The organism is Streptomyces sp. NPDC052020 (genome assembly GCF_040680575.1).
In the GTDB taxonomy this organism is placed as follows: Bacteria; Actinomycetota; Actinomycetes; order Streptomycetales; family Streptomycetaceae; genus Streptomyces.
Genome location: NZ_JBFAWY010000003.1, coordinates 270,386 through 293,809, shown reverse-complemented (window position 1 = coordinate 293,809; position 23,424 = coordinate 270,386). Strand labels below are relative to the sequence as shown.

The window sequence follows — 23,424 nt, the reverse complement described above, 5'->3', positions numbered from 1 at the left end:
GGACATCCGCACGTATCCTGAAGGCCCTTGCAGCGGAGCACCGACCACGAAAGCGGCCACTCATGCGCGTCTACGTCCCCCTGACCCTCCCCGGTCTCGCCGAGGCGTACCAGAAGGGTGAGCTGGGGGCCGCGCCGCTCGTGGCGTACGCCGTCACCCCCGCGCTGCGCGAGTGGTACCTGTCCGACGACATCGAGGAACTGGAGTACGCGGCGCTGAGCCGTGCCGCGCTCGCCTCGCTGCGGCTGCTGGCCGCCGACCCGGGGGCGCCGCGGCGCCGCGTCGTGGTCGCCGTCGACGTGCCCGACGGCGCGGCGAGCGCCGACCCCGGCCGGGGGCTCGACCCGGCCGCGCTCGGCGAGGTGCGGGTCGCCGGTGCGGTACCCCTGGCGAAGGCCGCCTCGGTGCACGTCGACGCCGCGGACGCGGAGGCCGACGTGGCCGCCGCCGCCGAGGCGCTGAAGGCCGCGGACGCCGGGGACGACGACGCGCAGTTCGTGGTGGACGGCGCCGAGGACCACGAACTGCTGTGGTACGCGACGCAGGAGATCTCGAACCTGGTGGGAAGCGGCGGCTGAACCGGTCCGCCGGCTCCCGCCTTCCCGCTCCTTGGCTGGGGAATCCTTGACTGTCAGTGGCGGCGGGTACGTTGTCGGACATGGGGACGCACACAGCCGCGCACATCGTCTGGGACTGGAACGGGACGCTGTTCCACGACAACGACGCCGTCATCGGGGCGACGAACGCGGCCTTCGCCGAGCTGGGCCTGGAACCGATCACGCTGGAGCAGTACCGGGCGATGTACTGCGTGCCGGTGCCGAAGTTCTACGAGCGGCTGCTGGGACGGCTGCCGAGCGAAGCCGAGTGGGAGGTCATGGACGAGACCTTCCACCGGCACTACGCCGAGCACCGGGTGCGCTGCGGGCTGGCCGAGGGCGCGGCGGAGCTGCTCACCGGCTGGCGGTCGGCGGGGCGCAGCCAGTCGATCCTCAGCATGTACGGGCACGAGGAGCTGGTCCCGCTGGTGCGCGGCTTCGGGATCGAGGCGCACTTCATACGCGTCGACGGGCGGACCGGGCCCTCCGGCGGCAGCAAGACCGAGCACATGGTGCGCCACCTGGCCGCCCTGACCGGGGTGGACCCCGCCCGGACGGTGGTGATCGGGGACGCCGCCGATGACGCGCTGGCCGCCCGGCACGCGGGGGCGCGGGCCGTGCTGTACACCGGCGGTTCGCACAGCCGGGCCAGCCTGGAGTCGGCGGGGGTGCCGGTGGTGGACACGCTGCACGAGGCGGTCGCGGAGGCGGAGCGGCTGGCGGCGTGAGGTCCCGGGCGGTCGCGGGCGCCACCGCCCGGGCCGCCGCGGATACGCCGAACCGGCCCGTCACGTCCCTGTGCAGAACGTCAAAGTTCCACCCCCTGTTTTGTACACATACGGCTCATGACGGGCCCCCCGCCGAGAGCGATAGCCTTGTGGCGTGATCAGCGCGATAGTTCGCGGGGGCACCGGTGCCCCTGCCCTGCGCCCGGTGAGCACGGTGGACAACCGTGACCGGGCGGCGGTCGCTGGTCTTCGCGGGCGGGACGGGGCATCGAGGACTCCCCGGACGCCGAGCACTCCCCGGACGACGACGGCGCCGTGTGCGGCGTCCCATCCGGCGAGCGTGTCGAAATTGGCTGATACGCCCCCGCTCATCTCACCTTGCGGCATAGCGTCGGAGCAGACCGGAAACCCCGGGTCGAGGCGTTACGTCGGAGGGCAGGAGACCGTACTTCCTTCTACGTCACGCAACGGCGCGCGACAGGAGCCAGAGGATAATGCAGACCAAGCTGGACGAAGCAAAGGCCGAGCTGCTCGAAAGGGCCGCCCGGGTAGCTGAGAACAGCCCGGTCGGGGGGCACCTACCGACTGGGACGACGAGCGAGGGCACCCCGGACACCCCGGACCGCGAATCCGTGCTCGCGTTCCTCCAGCGCTACTACCTGCACACCGCCCCGGAGGACCTCACCGGCCGTGACCCGGTCGACGTCTTCGGAGCCGCCGTCTCGCACTACCGCCTCGCCGAGAACCGCCCGCAGGGCACGGCCAACGTGCGGGTGCACACCCCGACGGTGGAGGAGAACGGCTGGACGTGCAGCCACACCGTCGTGGAGGCGGTGACGGACGACATGCCGTTCCTCGTCGACTCCGTGACCAACGAGCTGACCCGGCAGGGGCGCGGCATCCACGTCGTCGTCCACCCGCAGTTCGTGGTGCGGCGCGACGTCACCGGCAAGCTGATCGAGGTGCTCACCACCCCGCCCTCGGGCGACCTCCCGCACGACGCGCACATCGAGTCCTGGATCCACGTCGAGATCGACCGCGAGACCGACCGCGCCGACCTCAAGCAGATCACCGCCGACCTGCTGCGTGTCCTGTCCGACGTCCGCGAGGCCGTGGAGGACTGGGGCAAGATGCGCGACGCCTCCATGCGTCTCGCCGACTCGCTGGCCGAGGAGCCCCTCCCCGGCGACCTGCCCGGGCCGGAGGTCGAGGAGGCCCGCGAGCTGCTCCACTGGCTGGCGGAGGACCACTTCACGTTCCTCGGGTACCGGGAGTACGAGCTGCGCGGTGACGACTCCCTGGCCGCCGTCCCCGGCACCGGCCTCGGCATCCTGCGCGCCGACCCGCACCACGCCGGTGAGGACAGCCACCCGGTCAGCCCGTCCTTCGCGCGGCTGCCCGCCGACGCCCGCGCCAAGGCCCGCGAGCACCGGCTGCTGGTGCTGACCAAGGCCAACAGCCGGGCCACCGTGCACCGGCCCTCGTACCTGGACTACGTCGGCGTCAAGAAGTTCGACGAGAAGGGCAACGTCGTCGGGGAGCGGCGCTTCCTCGGCCTGTTCTCCTCCGCCGCCTACACCGAGTCCGTCCGCCGCGTGCCGGTCATCCGGCGCAAGGTGCAGGAGGTGCTGGACCGGGCCGGGTTCTCGCCCAACAGCCACGACGGGCGGGACCTGCTCCAGATTCTGGAGACCTACCCGCGCGACGAGCTGTTCCAGACCCCGGCCGACGAGCTCCAGGCCATCGTCACCTCCGTGCTCTACCTCCAGGAGCGCCGCCGTCTGCGGCTCTACCTGCGCCAGGACGAGTACGGCCGCTACTACTCCGCTCTCGTCTACCTGCCCCGCGACCGCTACACCACGGGCGTGCGGCTGCGGATCATCGACATCCTGAAGGAGGAGCTCGGCGGCACCAGCGTCGACTTCACCGCCTGGAACACCGAGTCGATCCTGTCCCGGCTGCACTTCGTCGTCCGCGTCCCGCAGGGCACCGAGCTGCCCGAGCTGTCCGACGCCGACAAGGAGCGCATCGAGGCCCGCCTGGTGGAGGCCGCCCGCTCCTGGGCCGACGGGTTCGCCGAGGCGCTGAACGCCGAGTTCGGCGAGGAGCGCTCCGCCGAGCTGATGCGCCGCTACGCGAGCGCCTTCCCCGAGGGCTACAAGGCCGATCACAGTCCGCGCGCCGCGGTCGCCGACCTGGCGCACCTGGAACAGCTCGATGACGAACAGACGTTCGCACTGAGCCTGTACGAGCCGGTGGGCGCCGGGCCCGAGGAGCGCCGCTTCAAGATCTACCAGAAGGGCGGCTCGGTCTCCCTGTCCGCCGTGCTGCCGGTGCTCAGCCGGCTCGGCGTCGAGGTCACCGACGAGCGGCCCTACGAGCTGCGCTGCGGCGACCGCAGGACGGCCTGGATCTACGACTTCGGCCTGCGCATGCCCAAGGCGTCCGCCGGCGGCGGCGACTACCTCGGCGACGACGCCCGCGAGCGGTTCCAGGACGCCTTCGCCGCCACCTGGACCGGCAAGGCGGAGAACGACGGCTTCAACGCGCTCGTGCTCAGCGCCGGGCTGACCTGGCGCCAGGCGATGGTGCTGCGCGCGTACGCCAAGTACCTGCGCCAGGCGGGCTCCACGTTCAGCCAGGACTACATGGAGGACACCCTCCGCAACAACGTCCACACCACCCGGCTGCTGGTCTCCCTCTTCGAGGCGCGGATGTCGCCGGAGCGGCAGCGCGCCGGGCGCGAGATCGTCGACGCCCTGCTGGAGGAGCTGGACGCCGCGCTCGACCAGGTGGCGAGCCTGGACGAGGACCGCATCCTGCGGTCCTTCCTCAGCGTCATCAAGGCGACCCTGCGCACCAACTTCTTCCAGGAGGCGGCGCCCGGCCGGCCGCACGACTACGTCTCCATGAAGTTCGACCCGCAGGCCATCCCCGACCTGCCGGCGCCGCGCCCGGCGTTCGAGATCTGGGTGTACTCGCCGCGCGTCGAGGGCGTGCACCTGCGCTTCGGCAAGGTCGCGCGCGGGGGCCTGCGCTGGTCCGACCGGCGCGAGGACTTCCGTACCGAGATCCTCGGCCTGGTCAAGGCGCAGATGGTGAAGAACACCGTCATCGTGCCGGTCGGCGCCAAGGGCGGCTTCGTCGCCAAGCAGCTCCCGGACCCGTCCGCGGACCGGGACGCCTGGATGGCGGAGGGCATCGCCAGCTACAAGACGTTCATCTCGGCGCTGCTCGACATCACCGACAACATGGTCGCCGGCGAGGTCGTGCCGCCCAAGGACGTGGTCCGCCACGACGAGGACGACACCTACCTCGTCGTCGCCGCCGACAAGGGCACGGCGACCTTCTCGGACATCGCCAACGAGGTCGCCGGCAGGTACGACTTCTGGCTCGGCGACGCCTTCGCCTCCGGCGGCAGCGCGGGCTACGACCACAAGGGCATGGGCATCACCGCCCGCGGCGCCTGGGAGTCCGTCAAGCGGCACTTCCGGGAGCTGGGCGTGGATACCCAGAGCCAGGACTTCACGGTCGTCGGCATCGGCGACATGTCCGGTGACGTGTTCGGCAACGGCATGCTGCTCAGCGAGCACATCCGCCTGGTGGCCGCCTTCGACCACCGGCACATCTTCATCGACCCGACCCCGGACGCGGCCGTCTCCTACGCCGAGCGCCGCCGCCTGTTCGAGCTGCCCCGCTCCTCCTGGGAGGACTACGACACCGCGCTGCTGTCGCCCGGCGGCGGTGTCTTCCCCCGCACGGCCAAGGCCATCCCGGTCAACGCGCACATCCGCGAGGCCCTGGGCATCGAGGAGAAGGTCTCCAAGATGACCCCGGCCGACCTGATGAAGGCGATCCTCAAGGCGCCGGTGGACCTGCTGTGGAACGGCGGCATCGGTACGTACGTCAAGGCGTCCGCCGAGTCGCACGGCGATGTCGGCGACAAGGCCAACGACGCCATCCGCGTCGACGGCCGGGACCTGCGGGTCAAGGTGGTCGGCGAGGGCGGCAACCTGGGCCTGACCCAGCTCGGCCGGATCGAGTTCGCGATGCAGGGCGGCCGGGTCAACACCGACGCCATCGACAACAGCGCGGGCGTGGACACCTCCGACCACGAGGTGAACATCAAGATCCTGCTCAACGGGCTGGTCGCGGACGGCGACATGACCGTCAAGCAGCGCAACAAGCTGCTCGCCGAGATGACCGACGAGGTCGGCCGCCTGGTGCTGCGCAACAACTACGCGCAGAACACGGCGATCGCCAACGCGCTCGCCCAGTCCCAGGACATGCTCCACGCCCAGCAGCGCTTCCTGCGGCACCTGGTGCGCGAGGGCCACCTGGACCGGGCCCTGGAGTTCCTGCCCACCGACCGCCAGATCCGCGAGCGGCTCTCCGCCGGGCAGGGCCTGACCGGCCCGGAGACGGCCGTCCTGCTGGCCTACACCAAGATCACGGTCGCCGAGGAGCTGCTGGACACCTCGCTGCCCGACGACCCGTATCTCAAGGGCCTGCTGCACGCCTACTTCCCGACCGCGCTGCGCGAGCGGTTCGGCGACCGTATCGACACCCACCCGCTGCGCCGCGAGATCACCACGACCGTGCTGGTCAACGACACGGTCAACACGGGCGGTACGACCTATCTGCACCGGCTGCGGGAGGAGACCGGCGCGTCGCTGGAGGAGATCGTCCGGGCGCAGACCGCGGCCCGCGCGATCTTCCGCGCCTACCCGGTGTGGGACGCGGTGGAGAGCCTGGACAACAAGGTCGAGGCCGCCGTGCAGACCCGCATCCGGCTGCACTCGCGCCGCCTGGTCGAGCGCGGCACGCGCTGGCTGCTCAACAACCGGCCGCAGCCGCTCCAGCTCGCGGAGACGGTCGACTTCTTCGCCGACCGCGTCGAGCGGGTCTGGCAGGAGCTGCCGAAGCTGCTGCGCGGCGCGGACCTGGAGTGGTACCAGTACGTCCACGACGAGCTGACCGCCGCCGGCGTGCCCGAAGAGCTGGCCACCCGCGTGGCCGGGTTCTCCTCCGCCTTCCCGACGCTCGACATCGTCTCGGTGGCCGACCGCATGGGCAAGGAGCCGCTGGACGTCGCCGAGGTCTACTACGACCTCGCCGACCGGCTGACCATCACCCAGCTGATGGACCGCATCAGCGCCCTGCCCCGCACCGACCGCTGGCAGTCCATGGCCCGCGCGGCGATCCGCGAGGACCTGTACGCGGCGCACGCGGCGCTCACCGCCGACGTCCTGGCGGTGGGCGACGGCACCTCGACGCCGGAGGAGCGGTTCAGGGTGTGGGAGCAGAAGAACGCGGCGATCCTCGGCCGGGCCCGCACCACCCTGGAGGAGATCCACGGCTCCGACGCGTTCGACCTCGCCAACCTGTCGGTGGCGATGCGCACCATGCGGACGCTGCTGCGGACGCATTCGTGACGAGGCGTGGGTGACGACGCGTTCGTGACCGTGTACGGCTGAGCGAGCGGGGCGCCCCGGGCCACCACGGCCCGGGGCGCTCCCGTATCGGGCGCCCCGCCTTGGCGTCGCGATTCCAGCGATAGCCGGGCATCACGGATAAAGTGACCGCGTGACTGGGCGTTCCGGCGCGACCCGCACCCCGCCGCCGCGCACGGCGGCCGTTCCCCGGGCGGCTGCCGCGCCCGCCCCGTGCCTCCTGCCGCTCGGCCTCCTCCCGCTGCTTCTGCTCGTCCTGCTGCTCCTGGTGATCGTGCGGCTGCCGTGGGCCGGTGACCTCGGCATCCACGCGGCGACCGTGGAACGGCTGCGCCACAGCCTCACCGACCCGGGCAACCCCCTGGTCGACGCGGACACGCCGAGCCCGTACTACTCGCCGTGGACCCTGCTGCTCGGCGCCGTCGCCCGGGTGAGCGGGCTGTCGGTCTTCATCGTGCTGCGCCTGGGCGCACTGGCCGCGCTCGGACTGCTGGTGACGGGCGTGTGGCGGTACGTGCGCACCCTGAGCGCGCACCGGGCCGCCCCGGCGCTCGCCCTGCTGTGCCTGCTGCTGCTGTGGGGTACCGCCCCGTTCAGCTGGAGCGGCTTCGTCGGGCTGCACTCCCTGGCGCTGACCGTGGCCTACCCGAGCGTGTTCGCCCTCGGGACGGCGTTCCATCTGTGGGCGTGGCTGGCACGGGCGCTGCGCGACGGCGACCGCGCCGGATGGGGGACCTGGGCCGGACTCGGCGCGCTGTGGGCGGTGGTCCTGCTGTGCCACCAGTTCACCGGGGTCGTCGCCTCGCTGGGCGCCCTCGCCACCGTACTCGCCGCGCGGCCCGCGCGGCCCGTCCCGACCGCACGGACGGCACGGCCCGCACGTACGGCACGTACGGCACGCACGGCACGGACGGCACGGCCCGCACGGGCGGTGGCGGCAGGGCCGGTGGCCGGTCTGGCCAGGGGCCCGGCCACGGGCCCGGCCGTGAGTCTGGCCGTGGGCCTGGCCGTCCTGTGGCTGTGGCCGTACTACGACTTCTTCGCGCTGTCCGGCGCCGGGGACGGGCTGGCGGCGGTGCACCGGCCGCTCTACGCCGATCTGCCCGGCCGGTTCGGCCTGGCGCTCCTCGGCGTGGCCGCGCTCGTCCCGCGGCTGCGGCGCGACCGGCGCGACGTGCTGGTGCTGTTCTTCGCCCTCGGCCTGCTGGTGTCGGCGGCGGGCGGGCTGAGCGGCCACTACTCGTGGGGGCGCGCGCTGCCCGCCGCGCTGATCCCGGCGCAGCTCGCCGCGGCGCTGGAGGCGGTGCGGGCCACCCGGCGCGCGGTGCGGGCCGGGTGGGCGTGCCTGCTGGCCGGGGCGCTGGCCGCCGGCGCGTGGGCGCAGGCGGGCACGCTCGGGTACGTCGTCGACCGCGACCTCCTGCCGGGGCCGGTCGCGGCCAAGTACCGGCAGCCGTGGGCGGGGTACCACTGGATCACGCCGTGGGTGCGGTACGGGGACGTCGTCATGGCCCGGACCTTCCCGTCCCGGCAGATCCCGGCCTACGGGGCGTACAGCGTGGCCCCCGGCTATCCCGACTTCTTCCTGCCCGACGAGGAGCGGCGGACGGCGGCGGTGGGGCGGTACTTCGCCGCGGGGACACCGGCCGGCGAGCGGCGGGAGATCGTGCGGGAGTACGGGGTGCGGTGGGTGGTGGACCGGGGGCCGGCGCCGCGGACGGCGCCCGGGCTGCGGGCGGTGGCCCGGGGCCCGGGCGGGCAGGTGCTGTACGCGGTGACGGACTGCTGTACGTGGTGACGGGCGCCGGCCGAGCGCTCAGCGCGGCACGCCGCGCACCAGGCGGGCCGCCCGCCTTGCCCCGGGCCGGGCGAGGCGCCGCAGCACGGGGCGCAGCATCCGCGCCGCCCGTCCCGTCGACTGCCACCGCACCCGGAGACGGCCCGGGGCGTGGCCCTCCGGTTCGACGGTGACCCGGTGCGGGGCGGCGCCGGAGGGCCGGGTCACGCGGGTGGTGAACGGCGGGAAGGCGGGCGGGGCCAGAAGGACGCCCGTGTGGGTCTGGCCCTGGTGGCGCAGGCGCAGCACGGGGTGGCGTACGCCGGTGAAGCCGCGCACGGGGAGCCGGGCCGCCGCCAGGTCCAGACGGACCCGGCCCTCGAAGAGGCCGGGGCGGAGGGGGGACAGCCGGAAGCCGACCGCCAGCCGGTGCCGGCCGGGCGTCAGCACCAGGGTCGCGCGCTGCGGGCCGATGGGAAGGCGCAGCCCGGGATCGTGGGTCCGGACGGTCAGGTCGAGCGAGGCGCCGGGGCCCCGGGCGAGCTCCGTGATCTCGTGCCGGAACCGCGCGACGGCGAAGGGCCGGGTGTCCAGCTCCAGGTCGGTGACGTCCAGCTCGCGGCGGGCCCGCTCGGACTCCGGGACCCGGTCGCCCCAGTACGTCCGGCCGTCCGGGCCCGTCGCCACCCGCGGCGGCGCGACGTCGTGGCCGAGACCGCGGGCGGCCTGCCGTGCGTCGGCCAGGCGGCGGTCGCGGACCAGCTCCACCACGATCCGCTCCTCGCGCGGCAGCCGGGCGTACGCCCCCTCGGACAGCGTGTCCAGGTAGGGGTTCACCGTGTCCGCGAAGGACGCCAGCCACTCGTCGTCGCGCAGCGGCAGGTCGCCGGCGTACATCCGGAAGTCGTGCTTGAGGAACTTGTAGTCCTTGTCCTCGCGCAGCGACTCGTGCCCGCTCTCGGCGAGGAAGGAGTCGATGAGCCGCTGCACATGGATCCGGTCGCGCACGTTGGCCATCTTGTGCCGCTGGTTGGAGATGGAGGCCGCGTCCGCGTCCGCGTACGGCGCCACGTACCAGCGGTAGACCGGCTCGGGGACGATGGTGAACGCCTTCGCCAGGCAGTACGCCTGCGCCGAGAAGAGCTGGTCCTCGTAGTGGATGCCCTCGGGGAAGCGCAGGCCGTGCCGGTCGAGGAAGGCGCGGGCGTACATCTTGCCGGTCGACAGGTGCTCGAAGAACAGCCGGGGGTCCGCCTCGATGCCCTCCAGGGTGCGGTGCTCGGCCACCAGGTGCGGCATCCACGTCGAGCGGCGCCCGCTGTCCGCCCGGATCCGCCGCACCGCGCCCATCGCGAAGTCGATCTCGCGTGCGCGATGGGCGGCGAGCAGCACCTCCACCGCGCGCTCGGGCAGCTCGTCGTCGCTGTCGAGGAACATCAGGTACGGCGCCCGCGCGATCTCCACGGCCCGGTTGCGCGGGGCGCTGCACCCGCCGCTGTTCTCCGCCAGGCGCAGGTAGCGGACGCGGGGGTCGCGGGCGGCCAGCTCCCGTGCCACCCGGGGCGTGCCGTCCGTGGAGTGGTCGTCGCTGATGACGATCTCGATGTTCGCGTGGGTCTGGCGCCGGACGGACGCCACGGCGCGGGGCAGCCGCGCGGCGTCGTTGTAGACGATCACCGTGACGGTGACGTCCGGGGCCGCCGGTGCCGTGGCCGGGGTGGTCTCCGGGCTGGTCTCCGGGCTCATACGACCTCCTCGGGGCGCGGTGCCGGGGTGCGCCGCTCCAGGGGGAGCACCGGCGGGAGCGTCGCCTCGTCCTGGCCGAGGAAGACCCGGCGTACGACGCGTTCGGCGGCGCGCCCGTCGTCGTACTCGCAGAAGCGGCGGCGGAAGGCGGCCCGGGCCCCGGCCGCGGCCTCGTCGCGCCACGCCTCGGTGGCGAGGATCTCGGTCAGCTCCTCCTGGGTGCGGGCCACCGGGCCGGGAGCGTCGGCCATGAGGTCGAAGTAGACACCGCGGGTGGTGCGGTACGTCTCCCAGTCGTCGGCGTGGATCACGATCGGGCGGTCGAGGTTGGCGTAGTCGAACATGATCGACGAGTAGTCCGTGACCAGGACGTCGGCGGCCAGGCAGAGCTCCTCGACCGGGTCGTAGGCGGAGACGTCCACGATCCGGCCGGTGCGGCGCAGACCCGTGAGGGGGGAGGCGGTGCCGTCGTAGAAGTAGTGCGCGCGCACCAGCAGGACCGTTTCTTCACCGAGGCGGCCGGCCAGCGCGGCGAGATCGAGGCGCGGGGTCCAGGCGGCCTCGTAGTCGCGGTGGGTCGGCGCGTACAGCACGGCCCGGCGGCCCGGCGGGATGCCGAGGCGCTCGCGCACCGCGCGGACCTCGGCGGCGCCCGCCGTGTAGAAGACGTCGTTGCGCGGATAGCCGTGGTCGAGACAGACGTAGCGGGAGGGGTACGCCCGCTGCCACATCCGGGTGGTGTGGCCGTTGGCGGAGACGCTGTAGTCCCACTTGTCGACCCGTTCCAGCAGGGCGCGGAAGTCCAGGCCGCGGGCGGCCGCCGGGTACGGCATCTGGTCCAGGCCCATGCGCTTCAGGGGCGTTCCGTGGTGGGTCTGGACGTGGACCGCGTCGGGCCGTTTGACCACCGCGTTCGGGAAGTTGACGTTGTTGACGAGGTACTTCGCCCGCGCGAGCACCTCCCAGTACCGGGCGGTGCCGGGGACGACGTGGTCGGTGCCGGGCGGCAGCAGCGCCGCGTTGCCGGCGGTCACCACCCACACCGGGTGGATGTGCGGGGCGAGTTCGGCCAGTTTGGCGGCGATCGCGGCCGGGTTGCAGGCCACGCCCCGGTTCCAGTAGGCCGAGAACACCGCCAGCCGGGGGTCGGCCGGGCGGCCGAGCGCCCTGCGGTACTCCACGTCGCGCAGGCGGGCACCGGCCTGCCGCCTCCCGGTGCGCACGGTCGCCCGCACCGCGCGGCGGGCGCGGTTGGCGGCCTGGAGCGCCCGGTACCGGACGTAGGCGTCCTCCTCCAGCAGTGCCCGGCGGATGCCTTCGAGGCCGGCGGGGCGCCGGTAGTCCTCTGGGCGGCGGCGCAGCGCCGCCAGGGACGCCCGCCGGAAGAACTCCCGTGCCGTCCGCGGGGGCATCCCGGCGCGGACGAAGGTGCGCAGGCAGTCGCGGACCATGACGTCGTAGAGGACGGCGTGGGCGGCCGGGCGGTCCCGGGTGAGGCCGAGGAGGCGCTCGTAGCGGTCGACGAGCGCATAGCGCCGCTCGGGACCGACCGGCGGCAGGCTCTCGGGGCGCAGCCGGCGGTCCTCGTAGGCGGGGTGGGGCAGGCAGGCCACCCGGCCGGCCAGGAGAAGGGCCGCGTACGCCGCGAACGGCTCGTCGTCCGTGGCGAACCGTTCCTCGTGCGTCCGCCAGAAGTCCGCGCGCAGCAGGCGGGTGCCGAGGAGCGGGGCCAGGCGCAGCAGGCCCGGCTGGTCGTCGAGGGCGAGGTCGGCGCGGCCCGCGCGGGCCAGCAGGGGGCCGTCCCGGGAGGGCAGGGCGGCGGTCCGCCAGGTGCTGTGCACGTGGTCGAGCAGCAGGACGTCGACGGTGCCGGGGAGTTCGGCGGCGCGCTCGGCGACCAGGTGCGGGGCGCCGGCGGGCAGGCCGTCCTTGGCGTGCACGAAGTGCAGCCAGCGGCCCGTCGCCCGCGCCGCCCCCGCCGCGCGGGCCGCGGCGTCGCCCGTCCCGTCCGGCAGGGCGAGCACCCGGAAGGCCGGGCCGTGCCGCTCGGCCGTCTCCCGGGCCCAGTCGCCGACCGCCGCCACGATCACCTCGGTGTCCGGCAAAGGGCGGGCGGCCAGGGAGTCGAGCAGTCCGGTCAGGTGGTCCTGGACGTTGGGGCCGTGGACGACGACGCTGAGGACGGGGCCGGGGCCGGGGGCGGTTTCGCGGGTCTCGGGCATCGGGGACTCCTTCGCCTGCCTCACCGTCGGCGCTCCGGGCGCGCACCTCGTTCGCCCTTATTCGGTCATAGTGGCACCGATGGGATGAAAGCGGAGGGTGGTGTTGGCCCTCGGGAGGGAAGGGGGCCTCGCCGGCCGTGGCTCCTGGCCCGGGAACGCGCTCAGCGCTTCGGCCCGGCGGCGCGGTCCGGGCCGCCCGTGAACGCCTCGTACTCCTTGAGCACCTCCGCCGTCGGCCCGTCCATGCGCAGCTCGCCGCGCTCCAGCCACAGCACCCGGTCGCAGGTGTCGCGGATCGACTTGTTGCTGTGGCTGACCAGGAAGACCGTGCCCGCCCGCTCGCGCAGCTCCCGGATGCGCTCCTCGGAACGTTTCTGGAAGGAGCGATCGCCGGTGGCCAGCGCCTCGTCGACGAGCAGGACGTCGTGGTCCTTGGCGGCGGCGATGGAGAAGCGGAGCCGGGCGGCCATGCCGGAGGAGTACGTGCGCATCGGCAGGGTGATGAAGTCGCCCTTGTCGTTGATGCCGGAGAAGTCGACGATCTCCTGGTAGCGCTCCCTGACCTGGTCGCGGGACATGCCCATCGCCAGCCCGCCGAGGTGGACGTTGCGCTCCCCGGTCAGGTCGTTCATCAGCGCGGCGTTCACGCCGAGCAGGGAGGGCTGGCCGTCGGTGTAGATGCGCCCGTTCTCCACCGGCAGCAGGCCCGCGACCGCCTTCAGCAGGGTCGACTTGCCGGAGCCGTTGGTGCCGATCAGCCCGATCGCCTCGCCCCGGTAGGCGACGAAGGACACGTTCCGCACCGCGTGCACCCGGCGTACGCCCGCCGCCTTCTCGGTCCGCTCGCGGCGCAGCATGCGGTGGAGGGCGGCGGTGGCCGTGCCGCGGCCCCGGGCGGCGCCGTTGACGCGGTAGACGATGTCGACGCGGTCCGCGACGACGGTGGGGACCCGCTCGGCGGTCTCCGGCGTGACCTCGTGCGGGACCCGCTCGGCGGTCTCCCGCGTGGCCTCGTGCCCGATCCGCTGGGTGTGCTCAGCCACGGCCGTACCTCTCCTCGGCTTTCCAGAAGTAGACGAAGCCGCCGACGCCGGCCAGCAGGGCCCAGCCCGTGGCGATCGCCCACACGTGCGGCGGCAACTGGCTCGCGCGGAACGTGTCGATCAGCGCGAAGCGCATCAGGTCGATGTAGACGGCGGCGGGGTTGACCTGGAGGAGCGGGCCGAGCCAGGACGGCAGGCCGCTCCGGTCGCTGGTCATGTGGTCGATGCTCCACATCACACCGGACGCGTACATCCAGGTGCGCAGCACGAACGGCATCAGCTGCGCGATGTCGGGCGTCTTGGCGCCCAGCCGGGCCATGGCCATCGACAGGCCCGCGTTGAACACGAACTGGAGCACCAGCGCCGGCACCGCCAGCAGCCAGGACGGGGCGGGCGGCACACCGAAGGCGAACAGGATCACCACCAGGGCGGCCATGGAGAACAGCAGCTGCTGGAGCTGCTGGAGGCAGAAGGACAGCGGCAGCGCGGCCCGGGGGAAGTGCAGGGCCCGGACCAGCCCGAGGTTGCCGGAGATCGCCCGGGTGCCCGCCATGACCGAGCTCTGGGTGAAGGTCCAGACGAACACGCCCGTGACGAGGAACGGGACGTAGTCCGGCACGCCCTGCTTGGTTTGCAGCAGGACGCCGAAGATGAAGTAGTACACGGCCGCGTTCAGCAGGGGCGTCATCACCTGCCAGACCTGTCCCAGCTTCGCCTGGCTGTACTGCGCGGTGAGCTTGGCGGTGGCGAACGCGGTGATGAAGTGCCGCCGGGCCCACAGCTGCCGGACGTACTGCGGCAGGGAGGGGCGGGCGCCGCTGACCGAGAGCCCGTGGCGGGCGGCGAGCGCCGCCAGGTCCGTGGCGGGCGGGGCCGCGGCCGGGGGCGGTGTGTGGAGTACCTGGCTCACATCCGCTGCTTTCGTTCGGGGGAGGGGTCGGCGAACGGTCGGCGAACGGCGTTTCCCCGGACGACTTCTCGCGTTCACTTACGTCGGGACGGCACCGTATCGTCGCAACGCGAGCGTAGGGCGAGGGGACGGCGGAACGCAACCGTATCGTCGTCACGTTCTCGTCCGCCCCGGCGTCGGGACGGGGCCGTATCGTCGCGACGCCCCTATGCTGGTCGGCATGACGACGAACGCCGACGAGCCCCAGCCGCGTCCGCGCCGGGCCCCCGCGGGGGCGGCCGTGCTCCGTGAGGACGTGACGGAGGCCATCCGGGCGGCCGTGTTCGAGGAGCTCGCGGCCGTCGGCTACGCGCGCATGTCCATCGAGGGGATCGCGCGCCGGGCGGGCGTCGGCAAGACGGCGGTGTACCGGCGCTGGCGCTCCAAGCTGCACCTCGTGCTCGACATCGTCTCGGCCCTCGCGGTACAGGGCCTGCCGGCCCCGGACACGGGGTCCCTGGAGGCGGATCTGCGTCTGCTGTACGAGGTGACCTCCCGCGCCCTGCGCCACCCGGTGGCCTCGCAGATCCTCCCCGACCTCCAGGCGGAGGCGGCCCGCAACCCGGAGATCGCCGAAGCCGTGCAGAAGGCGCTGCGCGAGGGCCAGGAGGGCGTCGCCAGCCAGATCCTGGTGGCGGCGGAGCGGCGCGGTGAACTGCGCGCGGGGTTCGACGAGGAGCTGGCCCTCGACCTGATCTCGGGCCCGCTCTACTGGCGCTCGGTCGTGATCCGCACCCGCAAGCTGCCCAAGGGATACCTGGCGACGCTGGCGAGGGCGACGACGGGGGCGCTCAAGGCGCTCTAGGAGGGCCCGCCCCCCCGGGGAGCCCGCCCCCGGGGAGCCCGGTGCGCTCCCGAGCGGCGGGCCGTACCGCCTCCGCGACCCCGGCCCGGGGGTCCGCCCGGTCCGCGCCCGGTCCGCGCCCGGCCCGGCGGCGGGCCGGGCGCGGGGCGCGGGGCGCGGGATCAGCGAGGCGGCCGCCGCCTGAGCCTGTCGCGCAGCACGCTCGCGATCCCGCGCGGGCCGGGCGCCACCCGCAGGGCCAGCGCGCCGGAGTGCGTGGCGTAGGGACGGACGAGCAGCACGCCGTGCCGGGCGCTCGGCAGAGCGCGACGGCGCAGCAGACCGGCGCCGGTGAGCGCGTGCGCCGTGACCTCACGGCTCGCGCCGCCGTGAAAACCCAGGCGCAGGTACAGGTCCCAGGTGCCCGCCCCCAGCGCCGCCAGGTCCACGTCCGTCTCGGCGCACCAGGCGGCGGCCCCCGCGGACGACGGCGCGAGGGCCACCGTGCGGGACTGGCCCGCCCGCCCGTCCTCGCGGCGCCGCCACTCCGCCCGCGCCGCCCGCGGGCCGCCGGCCTCGGTGATGCGGCCGTACAGGTCGTGCAGGCGCAGCCGCAGCCGGGTGGCACCCGCGCGGGGGCGCAGTTCCGCGTCGACGGCGAGCGGGAGGAGGTGGACCGGGCGGGTCAGCAGCGGCTCCAGGGTGACCTGGGGCAGGCCGGCCGACCAGACCGGCGTGCCGTCGGGCGCGCGGGCGTAGGGAGGCAGGAGGCGGGCCGGACGGGACGCCAGCTCCCGCAGCCGGGGCAGGTCGCGCGGCTCGGGGGAGGCCAGCACGACCCGGCCGAGCAGAGCTCCCGGCGAGGCGGGGGCGCGCGCCCAGTCGGCCGCGTCGTAGCCGGCGAGATACGCCCGCGTGTGCTCCCACCACGCGCGCCGGTACTCCGCGTCGCGCAGCCCCAGCTCGCGCGCGTACATGCGCAGCTCGTGGTCGAGGAACTTGCCGCGTGCCGCCCGCGCGAGCTCCTTCTCCCCGGCGGCCAGCAGGATCTCGCAGGCCGTCCGGCACGCCCGGGTGCGCGCCCGCCAGTTGCCGACGCCGGAGCGGTCCAGGGAGATCGACAGCCGCCCGGCGGCCCGGCGGACGTGCCAGACGTACACCCGGTCCGGGACGAGGACGACGCGGGGCCCGGCGGCCAGCACGCGCGCGGTGAAGACGACGTCCTCGTACGGGTGGCGGCCCTCGGGGAAGCGGATGCCGTGGGCGCGCAGGAATCCGGTGTCGTACAGCTTGTTGACGCACAGCGTGTCGCGCACCAGGCCCGGTTGCCGTGCGGGGCGCTCGACGACGGCCCGCGCCGCGTAGAGCGGCGCCTGCCAGGGCACCTCGCGCCCCGAGGGCAGCTCACGGCGTACGCACAGCCCGCTCGCGACCTGCGCGCGCTCGTCATGCGCCGCCGTCAGCAGCGCCTCCACCGCGCCGGGCGGCAGCACGTCGTCGCTGTCCAGGAACATCACGTAGGGGGACGTCACGGCGTCCGTCCCGGTGTTGCGGGGGGTGCCGCAGCCCCCGCTGTTGGCCGGGCGCCGGATCACGCGCAGCCGCGGTTCCGCCGCGGCCAGCCGGGTGAGCAGCGCGGCGCTGCCGTCCGTCGAGCCGTCGTCGACGGCCACGACCTCGCGGACGGCCGGTCCCTGCGCCAGCGCCGACCGCACGGCGTCCGTCACATGGGCCGCGTCGTCGTATCCGATGACGACGACGGCCACCTGGGGCTGCGGCACGGGCATGGCGGCCTCCCGGGGCTGCCGCCGGGAGCGGCGGCGGTTCGCGATAGGGATCGTAAGCCGTACGAGAGCCGTCCGCGCGGGAGCGGACCCCCGGGCTGCCGTCGCCCCCGGTCAGGGGCCCGCGGGTTCCTGGGGCAGTGCCGCCGCCGCGTCCAGCGCGCCGGTGAGCCGGTCCAGGCGGGCGCGCAGGTCGCGGATCTCGTCGAGGTCGAAGCCGGTGGCGGCGGCGATCCGCCGCGGCACCTCCAGCGCCCGCTCGCGCAGCGCCTCGCCCTCCCCGGTCGGCCGCACCCGGACCGACCGCTCGTCGCGCGCGCTGCGCTCCCGCCGGACCAGGCCGGCCGCCTCCAGCCGCTTGAGCAGCGGCGACAGCGTGCCGGAGTCCAGCCGCAGGTGCTCGCCGAGCTGCTTCACCGGCAGGTCGCCGTGCTCCCAGAGCACCAGCATCACCAGGTACTGCGGGTAGGTGAGCCCGAGGTCCTTCAGCAGTTCGCGGTAGATCCCGCCGAAGGCCCGCGAGGCCGCGTTCAGGGAGAAGCAGATCTGCTGGTCGAGGCGGAGCCAGTCCGCTGCGGGCGTGGTCATGCCTCCAGAGTAGCGCCTGCGCACCATTTAGTTGTGCACAACTTAATTGCGTGCTCTACTGGTGGTCACGAGGCGGGGCGGCCCGGCCGCCGCGCCACGACCTTCACGAGAGGGATGGTCTTCCATGGACGCGCTCTACACCGCCGCCGCCACCGCCACCCACGGCCGCGACGGCCGTGCCGTCAGCTCCGACGGCACGCTCGACCTCGCGCTGAGCGCCCCGGTGGAGCTGGGCGGCAGCGGGCGGGGCACCAACCCGGAGCAGCTGTTCGCCGCCGGGTACGCCGCCTGCTTCGGCAGTGCCCTCGCTCTCGTCGGCCGGCAGGCGAAGGTCGACGTCGGCGACGCCGCCGTGACCGCGGAGGTCGGCATCGGCAAGCACGGCGAGGGCTTCGCGCTCGCCGTGACCCTCCGGGTCGAGCTGCCCGAGGGCGTGGACGAGGCCACCGGCCGCGAGCTGGTCGAGCGGGCCCACCAGGTCTGCCCCTACTCCAACGCCACCCGCGGCAACATCCCGGTCGACCTCGTCGTCGAGTAGGCCGGGCAGCCGCACCCGCGGCCTCACTTCCCGACCCGCGCCAGCACCTCCCCCGTCCGGCCGCTCCACGCGACCACCACAGCCTCCTCGGGCACCGGATGCCAGCGCGTCAGCAGCAGCCAGCGCACGCGGTAGCGGCGGACGACGGCGGCGCGCTCGGCGGGGGTGGAATCCCGGGCGAGATAGGCGCGGACGTCGGCGGCCCGCCGCCCGCGCTCCCGCTCGTCCAGGGCCGGGTCCGGCCAGGCGGGCGCGGCGAGGTTCGGTCCGTACCCGGCGATGGCGTGGACGGCGTAGTACCCGTCGGTGATCACCACCTCGCCCGGCCGGATGTGCCGGGCCGCCCAGTCGTACGACGGCCAGCGCGGCGGCTGGTCGAAGCCGACCGGGTCGAGCGCGGGCGGCACCACCGCGCCCGCGTGCACCGTGAGGAACCCGGCGCACGCCCCCGCCGCGACCGCCAGGCCCAGCAGCCGCCGGCGGCGGCCCCACGGCCGGGGCGCCGCCAGCTCCACGGCCAGGGCGAACTGCAAAGGCACCAGCGTGAGCCCGAGGATCCTGCCGTAGGTGTAGTGGCCGCTGAACCAGCCGTACGCCACCACCGCGCACTCCAGGGCGAACATCAGCACCAGCGGGTCGCGGGCCGAGTGCCGCCCGCGCAGCCACAGCGCCGGCAGTCCGAGCAGCGCCAGCCAGAACTGCCCGGGCAGGTTCAGGTAGAGCGTGCGGTGCATGGCGTCCACGCTGTCGTCCCCGGCCAGCGCGAGGACGTCGAAGTACGGCCAGGACAGCGCCGCCGCCCCCGCCGTCGCCGCCGCCAGCGCCCAGCGCCCGGCGAGGGCCGCGCGCCATCCGCGCTGCCACCCGGCGACCAGCGCCACGCCGCCCAGCGCCGCCGCCACCGACGTGATCGGATGCACCAGCAGGATCAGGCCGTACAGCAGGCCGAGCCCCGCGTATCCCGCGCAGCCGGGCAGCCCGCTCGGGCCGACGTACCGCAGGCGCCCGGCGTCGCGCGCCCGCGCCCCGGTCAGCGCCCAGGCCCAGAAGGTGAGCCCGATGGCGAACGAGGACGGGTAGCCGAGGTTGCCCGTCATCGACATCAGCCCGAGGTAACCGCTCCACCAGGCCCGCTCGGTGCCCCACAGCAGCGTCATCGCCGCCAGCGCGAGCACCGGCGCCCAGGGCCGGGGCGTCAGCACCCGCACGAGACGGCCGAGGCCGCCCAGCAGCACGAGCAGGTTCAGCGGCCCCGCCAGCCGCAGCACCGCCCACCCGTCGAGCCCCGTCAGCCGGGCGAACGCGCCCTGCGCGACGGCGTACGGCGAGTAGTACGCGCTGCCGGCGCCCGGCAGGTCGGCCATCGGATGGCGCGGGCGGAGCAGATCGGCCTTGAGGCGTTCGACGACCGCCGCGTGCTGCCCGGCGTCGCAGCACAACGGCACCCGCCAGTACGCCAGCGTCATCATCAGCCAGAACAGGAAGCCGGCGACCTGATAGGGGGTGGGGCGCCAGCCGCGGCCGCCGCGCAGCGCCGTGGCGCCGCGCACGGTCCGCCGGACGAGGACGCCGGCGCTCACCGGGCTGTCGGGAGAGGGAACATCTCGGGCATTTGCCGTATGTTCCCGGCACCGTCAACATCTTGACCTGGCGTCACCTCATCGAGTGATTCCGGGTGGTGGCGCGCGCGGCCGGCTCAGCGCACCGCCTCCGTCCGGCCCGCGTGCCCCTGAGCCGGTACGGGCACCCGCGCCCGCACCACCGGCTCCAGCAGCAGCGGGATGCCGACCACCGGCAGCAGCCACGCCAGGACGATCAGCCGCTCGCCCCAGATGTTGATGTCCGGATGCGCGGCCTGGGTCAGAAAGCCGGTCGCCGCCGCCGCGACCAGGAACCCGCCGAACACCGGCCGCCGCAGCGCGCCCCACACGCCCGCGCCGAGCGCCGCCGCGAACAGCGGCTGCCACGCCTGCCGGCGCAGCCACTCGCCCCAGAAATTGCCCTGCAACTGCCAGAACTCCGGCCACGGGCGCTCCCGGTCGGGCCGCGCGAAGTGACCGGTGAGCAGGTCCTGGAGGCTGTCGGACTCCGACGGGTAGTGCAGCAGCCGGGCCAGCACCACCGTCCCGAGCGCGGCGCCCAGCCCGATCACGCCGAGTACCGGTACCTCCCGGCCCGGCGGCCGCCCCCGCCACCAGCGCCGTACGACGGTCAGCGCGGCCGCCGCCGCCAGGCACACCCCGAGGAACAGCGCCTGGGAGTGCTTGACCGCGAACAGCGCCGCCAGCGAGCCGCCGACCAGGGCGAGCCCCGCCCGCCGCCCCCGCAGGGCCAGCGCGCAGCCCCACAGCGCCGCCAGCGTCCCTGCCAGCAGCAGCCCCTCGGCCATCGGGCGCATCGCGGTCGTCCCGCACGGCAGCACGTAGTACAGCGCCTGCCCGGTCAGCGCGAGCGGCACCGGCACCGCCAGGGTGCGCAGCACCAGGAAGACGAGGACGCCGCCCGCCGCCGCGATGACCACGCTCGCCGCCCACAGCCCCCACGTCACGCCGAACGCGGTGATGAACGGCACCAGGAACGCCGGGTAGCCGGGCCGCACCTCGAAGATCCGCATGAAGCGCTCCGGCATGAACGGCACGGTGTGCCCGCCGGTCTGCCCCGCCCGCAGCCGCGTCTCCACCGTCCGCCACTCGCGCTCCCGGCAGGTGGCGGTGACCCGCGCGGTGGGATCGGGCCGGTGGAAGCGGACCACGTGCACGCTCTGCGCGCGGCGCGCGAGGGACGCCTTGCCGTCGCAGACGTAGCCGATGGCGGCCTCGGCCGTCTCCCGCTTGTCCTGGCCGCTCAGGCTCAGGGCGTAGGCCAGGTAGTTCTTGGTGTCGGGGGTGTCGCGGCCGGTGACGTTCGCCAGCTGGAGCAGGGCGAAGGCCGCGGCCAGGACCAGCACCCAGGTGCGCGGCCTCACGGCGAGGCCGGCACGTCGCGGTCGGCGGCGGGCACCCGGCGGGCGCGGGGGACCCCCGCGGGGCCGGTCATCGGCTCGCCCAGCATCAGCGTCCGCACCACCCGCTCGGCGGCCCGCCCGTCGTCGTACTCGCAGAACCGCTCGCGGAAGGCGGCCCGCGCCCGGGCCGCCTCCTCGTCGCGCCAGGCCCCGGAGCCGAACAGCAGCGCCAGCTCGCGGTAGGAGCGGGTGACCCGGCCGGGCGCCTCGGCGGTGATGTCGAAGTAGGCGCCCCGGCTCGCCGTGTACGCGCCCCAGTCGTCCGCGTGGACGACGATCGGCCGGTCCAGGTTGGCGTAGTCGAACATCAGGGCGGAATAGTCGGTGACCAGCACGTCCGAGGCGAGCATCACCTCCTCGACGTGCGGCTCGTCCGTCGCGTCGATCACGATGCCGCGCCGGTGCAGCTCCGCCAGGCCGAGGCCGCGCGCCGGGCCGGAGGCGAGGGAGGGGTGCAGCCGCACGATCAGGGTGTGCCCCGCGCCGAGGTCCCGCGCGAACCGGGCCGGGTCCAGCCGCTCGACCAGCCCGCCCCGGCGGTAGTCGCGCCGGGTCGGCGCGTACAGCACCACCGTGTGGCCGTCGGGGACGCCGAGCCGGGCGCGGATCTCGCGGCCGGCGTCCGGGCCGGCGCCCACCAGCACGTCGTTGCGGGGGCTGCCGGTGCGCAGGGACGTGAAGTGACAGGGGTAGGCCCGCTCCCACACCCGCTCGGAGTGCCGGTTGGCGACCAGGCTGTAGTCCCAGCGGTCGGCGCGGCGCAGCATCTGCGGCACGTCGACGCCGAGCCGGGCCCCGGGCCGGTCCAGCAGATCGGCGCCCATGTACTTCAGCGGGGTGCCCTGGTGGGTGTGGATGTGGACGCTGCCGGGGCGCTTGACCAGGGAGCCGGGCCAGTTGACGTTGTTCACGAAGTACGTGGCCCGCTCGGCCACCCGCCGGTAGGAGGCGCTGCCGAGGATCACATGCTCCGTGCCCGGCGGCAGCAGGCCCGTCCGCTCGGCCTGCTCCGCCTGCTCCTCGTCCCGCAGCACCCACACCCCGCGCAGGTGCGGGGCGATCTGGCGGGCCTTGTGGTAGATCGCCGCCGGGTCGCCGAGCACGCCCCGGTGCGAGAAGGCCGAGTACACGGCCAGGTCCGGATCGAGCGGGCGGCGGGCGGCCAGCGCCGACCGGGCGCGGCCCAGCCGCGTGCCCGCCGCCGCGCGCGCCCGCTGCGCCCGCCGCCCCAGCTCGCGCCGCGCCCGCCCCGACTGCCGCCACAGCACGTAGCCCGGGTAACCGCGTTCCAGCACCCGCAGCCCGTCCGGCACCGGGGCGCCCCCGGGCCGGTGCGCGCGGAACATCTCGGCCGTACGGCGGAAGAACTCGGCCTTGTCCGAGGGCGGCAGCCGGTCCGGCTTGGCGAGGATGTCCAGGCAGTGCTCGCCCATCTTGGCGTGCAGATACGGCCGCCACCGGGCCAGCTCCGGGCGGGCGTCCACGTACGCGAAGACCCGCGTGTACTGCTCGTGGATGTCGAAGTGCTTGCGGCTGGTGGTGGACAGGATGTTGCCCTGGCGGCGCTGGCGGTAGTTCAGGCAGATCCGGTCCAGTGTCGCGATCCGCCCGGCGGTGAGCATCACCGGGAACGTCCACGGCGTGTCCTCGTAGTAGCCCGGCGGGAAGGTGAAGCCCTCCCGCTCGACGAAGTCGCGCCGGTAGACCTTGTTCCACACCACCATCAGCAGGTCGAGGATCTCCGGGCGCTCCGCCGCCGTGAACGTGCCGTCCCCGCTGCCGTCCTGCGTCTCGGCGAGGATGTGCGCGAGCACGTTGCGGCGGGTGCCGCCCCACCAGTAGGTGCGGGCGTAGTCGAAGACCAGCACGTCCGGGTCGCCGGTCTCCGCCAGCCGGTCAGCCATGGCGCGCAGGGCGCCCGGCGTCAGGGTGTCGTCGCTGTCCAGGAAGAAGAGGTAGTCGCCGGTGGCGTGCGGCATCCCGGCGTTGCGGGCGCGGCCGAGGCCCACGTTCTCCTCCAGGTGCAGCACGCGCAGGCGGGTGTCGCGGGCCGCGTACTCGTCGAGGATGGCGCCGCAGCCGTCCGGCGAGCAGTCGTTCACGGCGATCACCTCGATGTCCCGGTAGGACTGCCCGAGGACCGAGTCGAGGCACTCGCGCAGAAAGCCCTGCACCTTGAAGCAGGGGAGGATGAGGCTGAAGCGGGGCACTG

At 74.2% G+C, this 23,424-nt stretch carries 15 protein-coding genes; 6 read left to right on the top strand and 9 right to left on the bottom strand.

Going from position 1 to position 23,424, the window contains the following annotated elements:
• Nucleotides 1-62 precede the first annotated feature (62 nt).
• From AB0L74_RS04610 to AB0L74_RS04595, 4 genes are all read left to right on the top strand, one after another.
• Nucleotides 63-578, top strand: a complete 516-nt coding sequence (locus tag AB0L74_RS04610; RefSeq protein ID WP_365645502.1) for a hypothetical protein — start codon at nt 63-65, stop codon at nt 576-578.
• A gap of 80 nt (nt 579-658) precedes the next feature.
• Nucleotides 659-1,324, top strand: coding sequence for an HAD family hydrolase (locus tag AB0L74_RS04605; RefSeq protein ID WP_365645500.1), 666 nt, complete (start codon nt 659-661; stop codon nt 1,322-1,324).
• Nucleotides 1,325-1,818: 494 nt separating this feature from the next.
• Nucleotides 1,819-6,759: an NAD-glutamate dehydrogenase gene (locus AB0L74_RS04600; RefSeq protein WP_365645498.1), complete on the top strand. Its 4,941-nt coding sequence runs from the start codon at nt 1,819-1,821 to the stop codon at nt 6,757-6,759.
• A 238-nt stretch (nt 6,760-6,997) separates the two neighbouring features.
• The gene (locus AB0L74_RS04595) at nt 6,998-8,575 is read left to right on the top strand and encodes a hypothetical protein (protein ID WP_365645562.1); all 1,578 of its coding nucleotides are present in this window, start codon (nt 6,998-7,000) and stop codon (nt 8,573-8,575) included.
• 18 nt (nt 8,576-8,593) lie between these two features.
• Here AB0L74_RS04595 and AB0L74_RS04590 read toward each other — a convergent pair whose 3' ends face one another.
• From AB0L74_RS04590 to AB0L74_RS04575, 4 genes are all read right to left on the bottom strand, one after another.
• Nucleotides 8,594-10,300, bottom strand: a complete 1,707-nt coding sequence (locus AB0L74_RS04590; protein ID WP_365645496.1) for a glycosyltransferase family 2 protein — start codon at nt 10,298-10,300, stop codon at nt 8,594-8,596.
• Nucleotides 10,297-12,522 (bottom strand): CDP-glycerol glycerophosphotransferase family protein, encoded by a 2,226-nt coding sequence (locus AB0L74_RS04585; RefSeq protein ID WP_365645494.1) that lies wholly within the window; start codon nt 12,520-12,522, stop codon nt 10,297-10,299. The genes AB0L74_RS04590 and AB0L74_RS04585 overlap by 4 nt, the downstream gene beginning before the upstream one ends.
• 161 nt (nt 12,523-12,683) lie before the next feature.
• Complete coding sequence (locus AB0L74_RS04580) at nt 12,684-13,442, bottom strand: ABC transporter ATP-binding protein (protein WP_365645560.1); 759 nt, start codon at nt 13,440-13,442, stop codon at nt 12,684-12,686.
• A 115-nt stretch (nt 13,443-13,557) separates the two neighbouring features.
• The gene (locus AB0L74_RS04575; protein WP_365645492.1) at nt 13,558-14,475 is read right to left on the bottom strand and encodes an ABC transporter permease; all 918 of its coding nucleotides are present in this window, start codon (nt 14,473-14,475) and stop codon (nt 13,558-13,560) included.
• A 220-nt stretch (nt 14,476-14,695) separates the two neighbouring features.
• On the opposite strand from AB0L74_RS04575, the gene AB0L74_RS04570 reads away from it, so the two are divergent.
• A complete protein-coding gene (locus AB0L74_RS04570; protein WP_365645490.1) occupies nt 14,696-15,319 on the top strand; it encodes a TetR/AcrR family transcriptional regulator in 624 nt (207 codons plus the stop codon).
• A gap of 161 nt (nt 15,320-15,480) precedes the next feature.
• Here the strand turns inward: AB0L74_RS04570 and AB0L74_RS04565 are convergent, their stop codons facing one another.
• Entirely contained in the window at nt 15,481-17,085 is a 1,605-nt protein-coding gene (locus AB0L74_RS04565) for a glycosyltransferase family 2 protein (protein WP_365645488.1), read from the bottom strand.
• Nucleotides 17,086-17,196: 111 nt separating this feature from the next.
• Entirely contained in the window at nt 17,197-17,670 is a 474-nt protein-coding gene (locus tag AB0L74_RS04560; RefSeq protein WP_365645486.1) for a MarR family transcriptional regulator, read from the bottom strand.
• 124 nt (nt 17,671-17,794) lie between these two features.
• Here AB0L74_RS04560 and AB0L74_RS04555 point away from each other — a divergent pair, with 124 nt between their 5' ends.
• A complete protein-coding gene (locus AB0L74_RS04555) occupies nt 17,795-18,208 on the top strand; it encodes an organic hydroperoxide resistance protein (protein WP_365645484.1) in 414 nt (137 codons plus the stop codon).
• A gap of 23 nt (nt 18,209-18,231) precedes the next feature.
• Here AB0L74_RS04555 and AB0L74_RS04550 read toward each other — a convergent pair whose 3' ends face one another.
• From AB0L74_RS04550 to AB0L74_RS04540, 3 genes are all read right to left on the bottom strand, one after another.
• Entirely contained in the window at nt 18,232-19,788 is a 1,557-nt protein-coding gene (locus tag AB0L74_RS04550) for a hypothetical protein (RefSeq protein WP_365645482.1), read from the bottom strand.
• 116 nt (nt 19,789-19,904) lie between these two features.
• Nucleotides 19,905-21,173, bottom strand: coding sequence for a hypothetical protein (locus AB0L74_RS04545; RefSeq protein ID WP_365645480.1), 1,269 nt, complete (start codon nt 21,171-21,173; stop codon nt 19,905-19,907).
• Nucleotides 21,170-23,422: a CDP-glycerol glycerophosphotransferase family protein gene (locus tag AB0L74_RS04540; protein WP_365645478.1), complete on the bottom strand. Its 2,253-nt coding sequence runs from the start codon at nt 23,420-23,422 to the stop codon at nt 21,170-21,172. Before AB0L74_RS04540 ends, AB0L74_RS04545 begins: the two co-directional genes overlap by 4 nt.
• Nucleotides 23,423-23,424: the final 2 nt, after the last annotated feature.

Excerpts from the sequence above, each read along its gene's own strand:
- AB0L74_RS04560 (WP_365645486.1), bottom strand. The coding sequence starts at position 17,670 with ATGACCACGCCCGCAGCGGACTGGCTCCGCCTCGACCAGCAGATCTGC.
- AB0L74_RS04570 (WP_365645490.1), top strand. The coding sequence starts at position 14,696 with ATGACGACGAACGCCGACGAGCCCCAGCCGCGTCCGCGCCGGGCCCCC.
- AB0L74_RS04610 (WP_365645502.1), top strand. The coding sequence starts at position 63 with ATGCGCGTCTACGTCCCCCTGACCCTCCCCGGTCTCGCCGAGGCGTAC.
- AB0L74_RS04555 (WP_365645484.1), top strand. The coding sequence starts at position 17,795 with ATGGACGCGCTCTACACCGCCGCCGCCACCGCCACCCACGGCCGCGAC.
- AB0L74_RS04590 (WP_365645496.1), bottom strand. The coding sequence starts at position 10,300 with ATGAGCCCGGAGACCAGCCCGGAGACCACCCCGGCCACGGCACCGGCG.
- AB0L74_RS04565 (WP_365645488.1), bottom strand. The coding sequence starts at position 17,085 with ATGCCCGTGCCGCAGCCCCAGGTGGCCGTCGTCGTCATCGGATACGAC.
- AB0L74_RS04585 (WP_365645494.1), bottom strand. The coding sequence starts at position 12,522 with ATGCCCGAGACCCGCGAAACCGCCCCCGGCCCCGGCCCCGTCCTCAGC.
- AB0L74_RS04600 (WP_365645498.1), top strand. The coding sequence starts at position 1,819 with ATGCAGACCAAGCTGGACGAAGCAAAGGCCGAGCTGCTCGAAAGGGCC.
- AB0L74_RS04605 (WP_365645500.1), top strand. The coding sequence starts at position 659 with ATGGGGACGCACACAGCCGCGCACATCGTCTGGGACTGGAACGGGACG.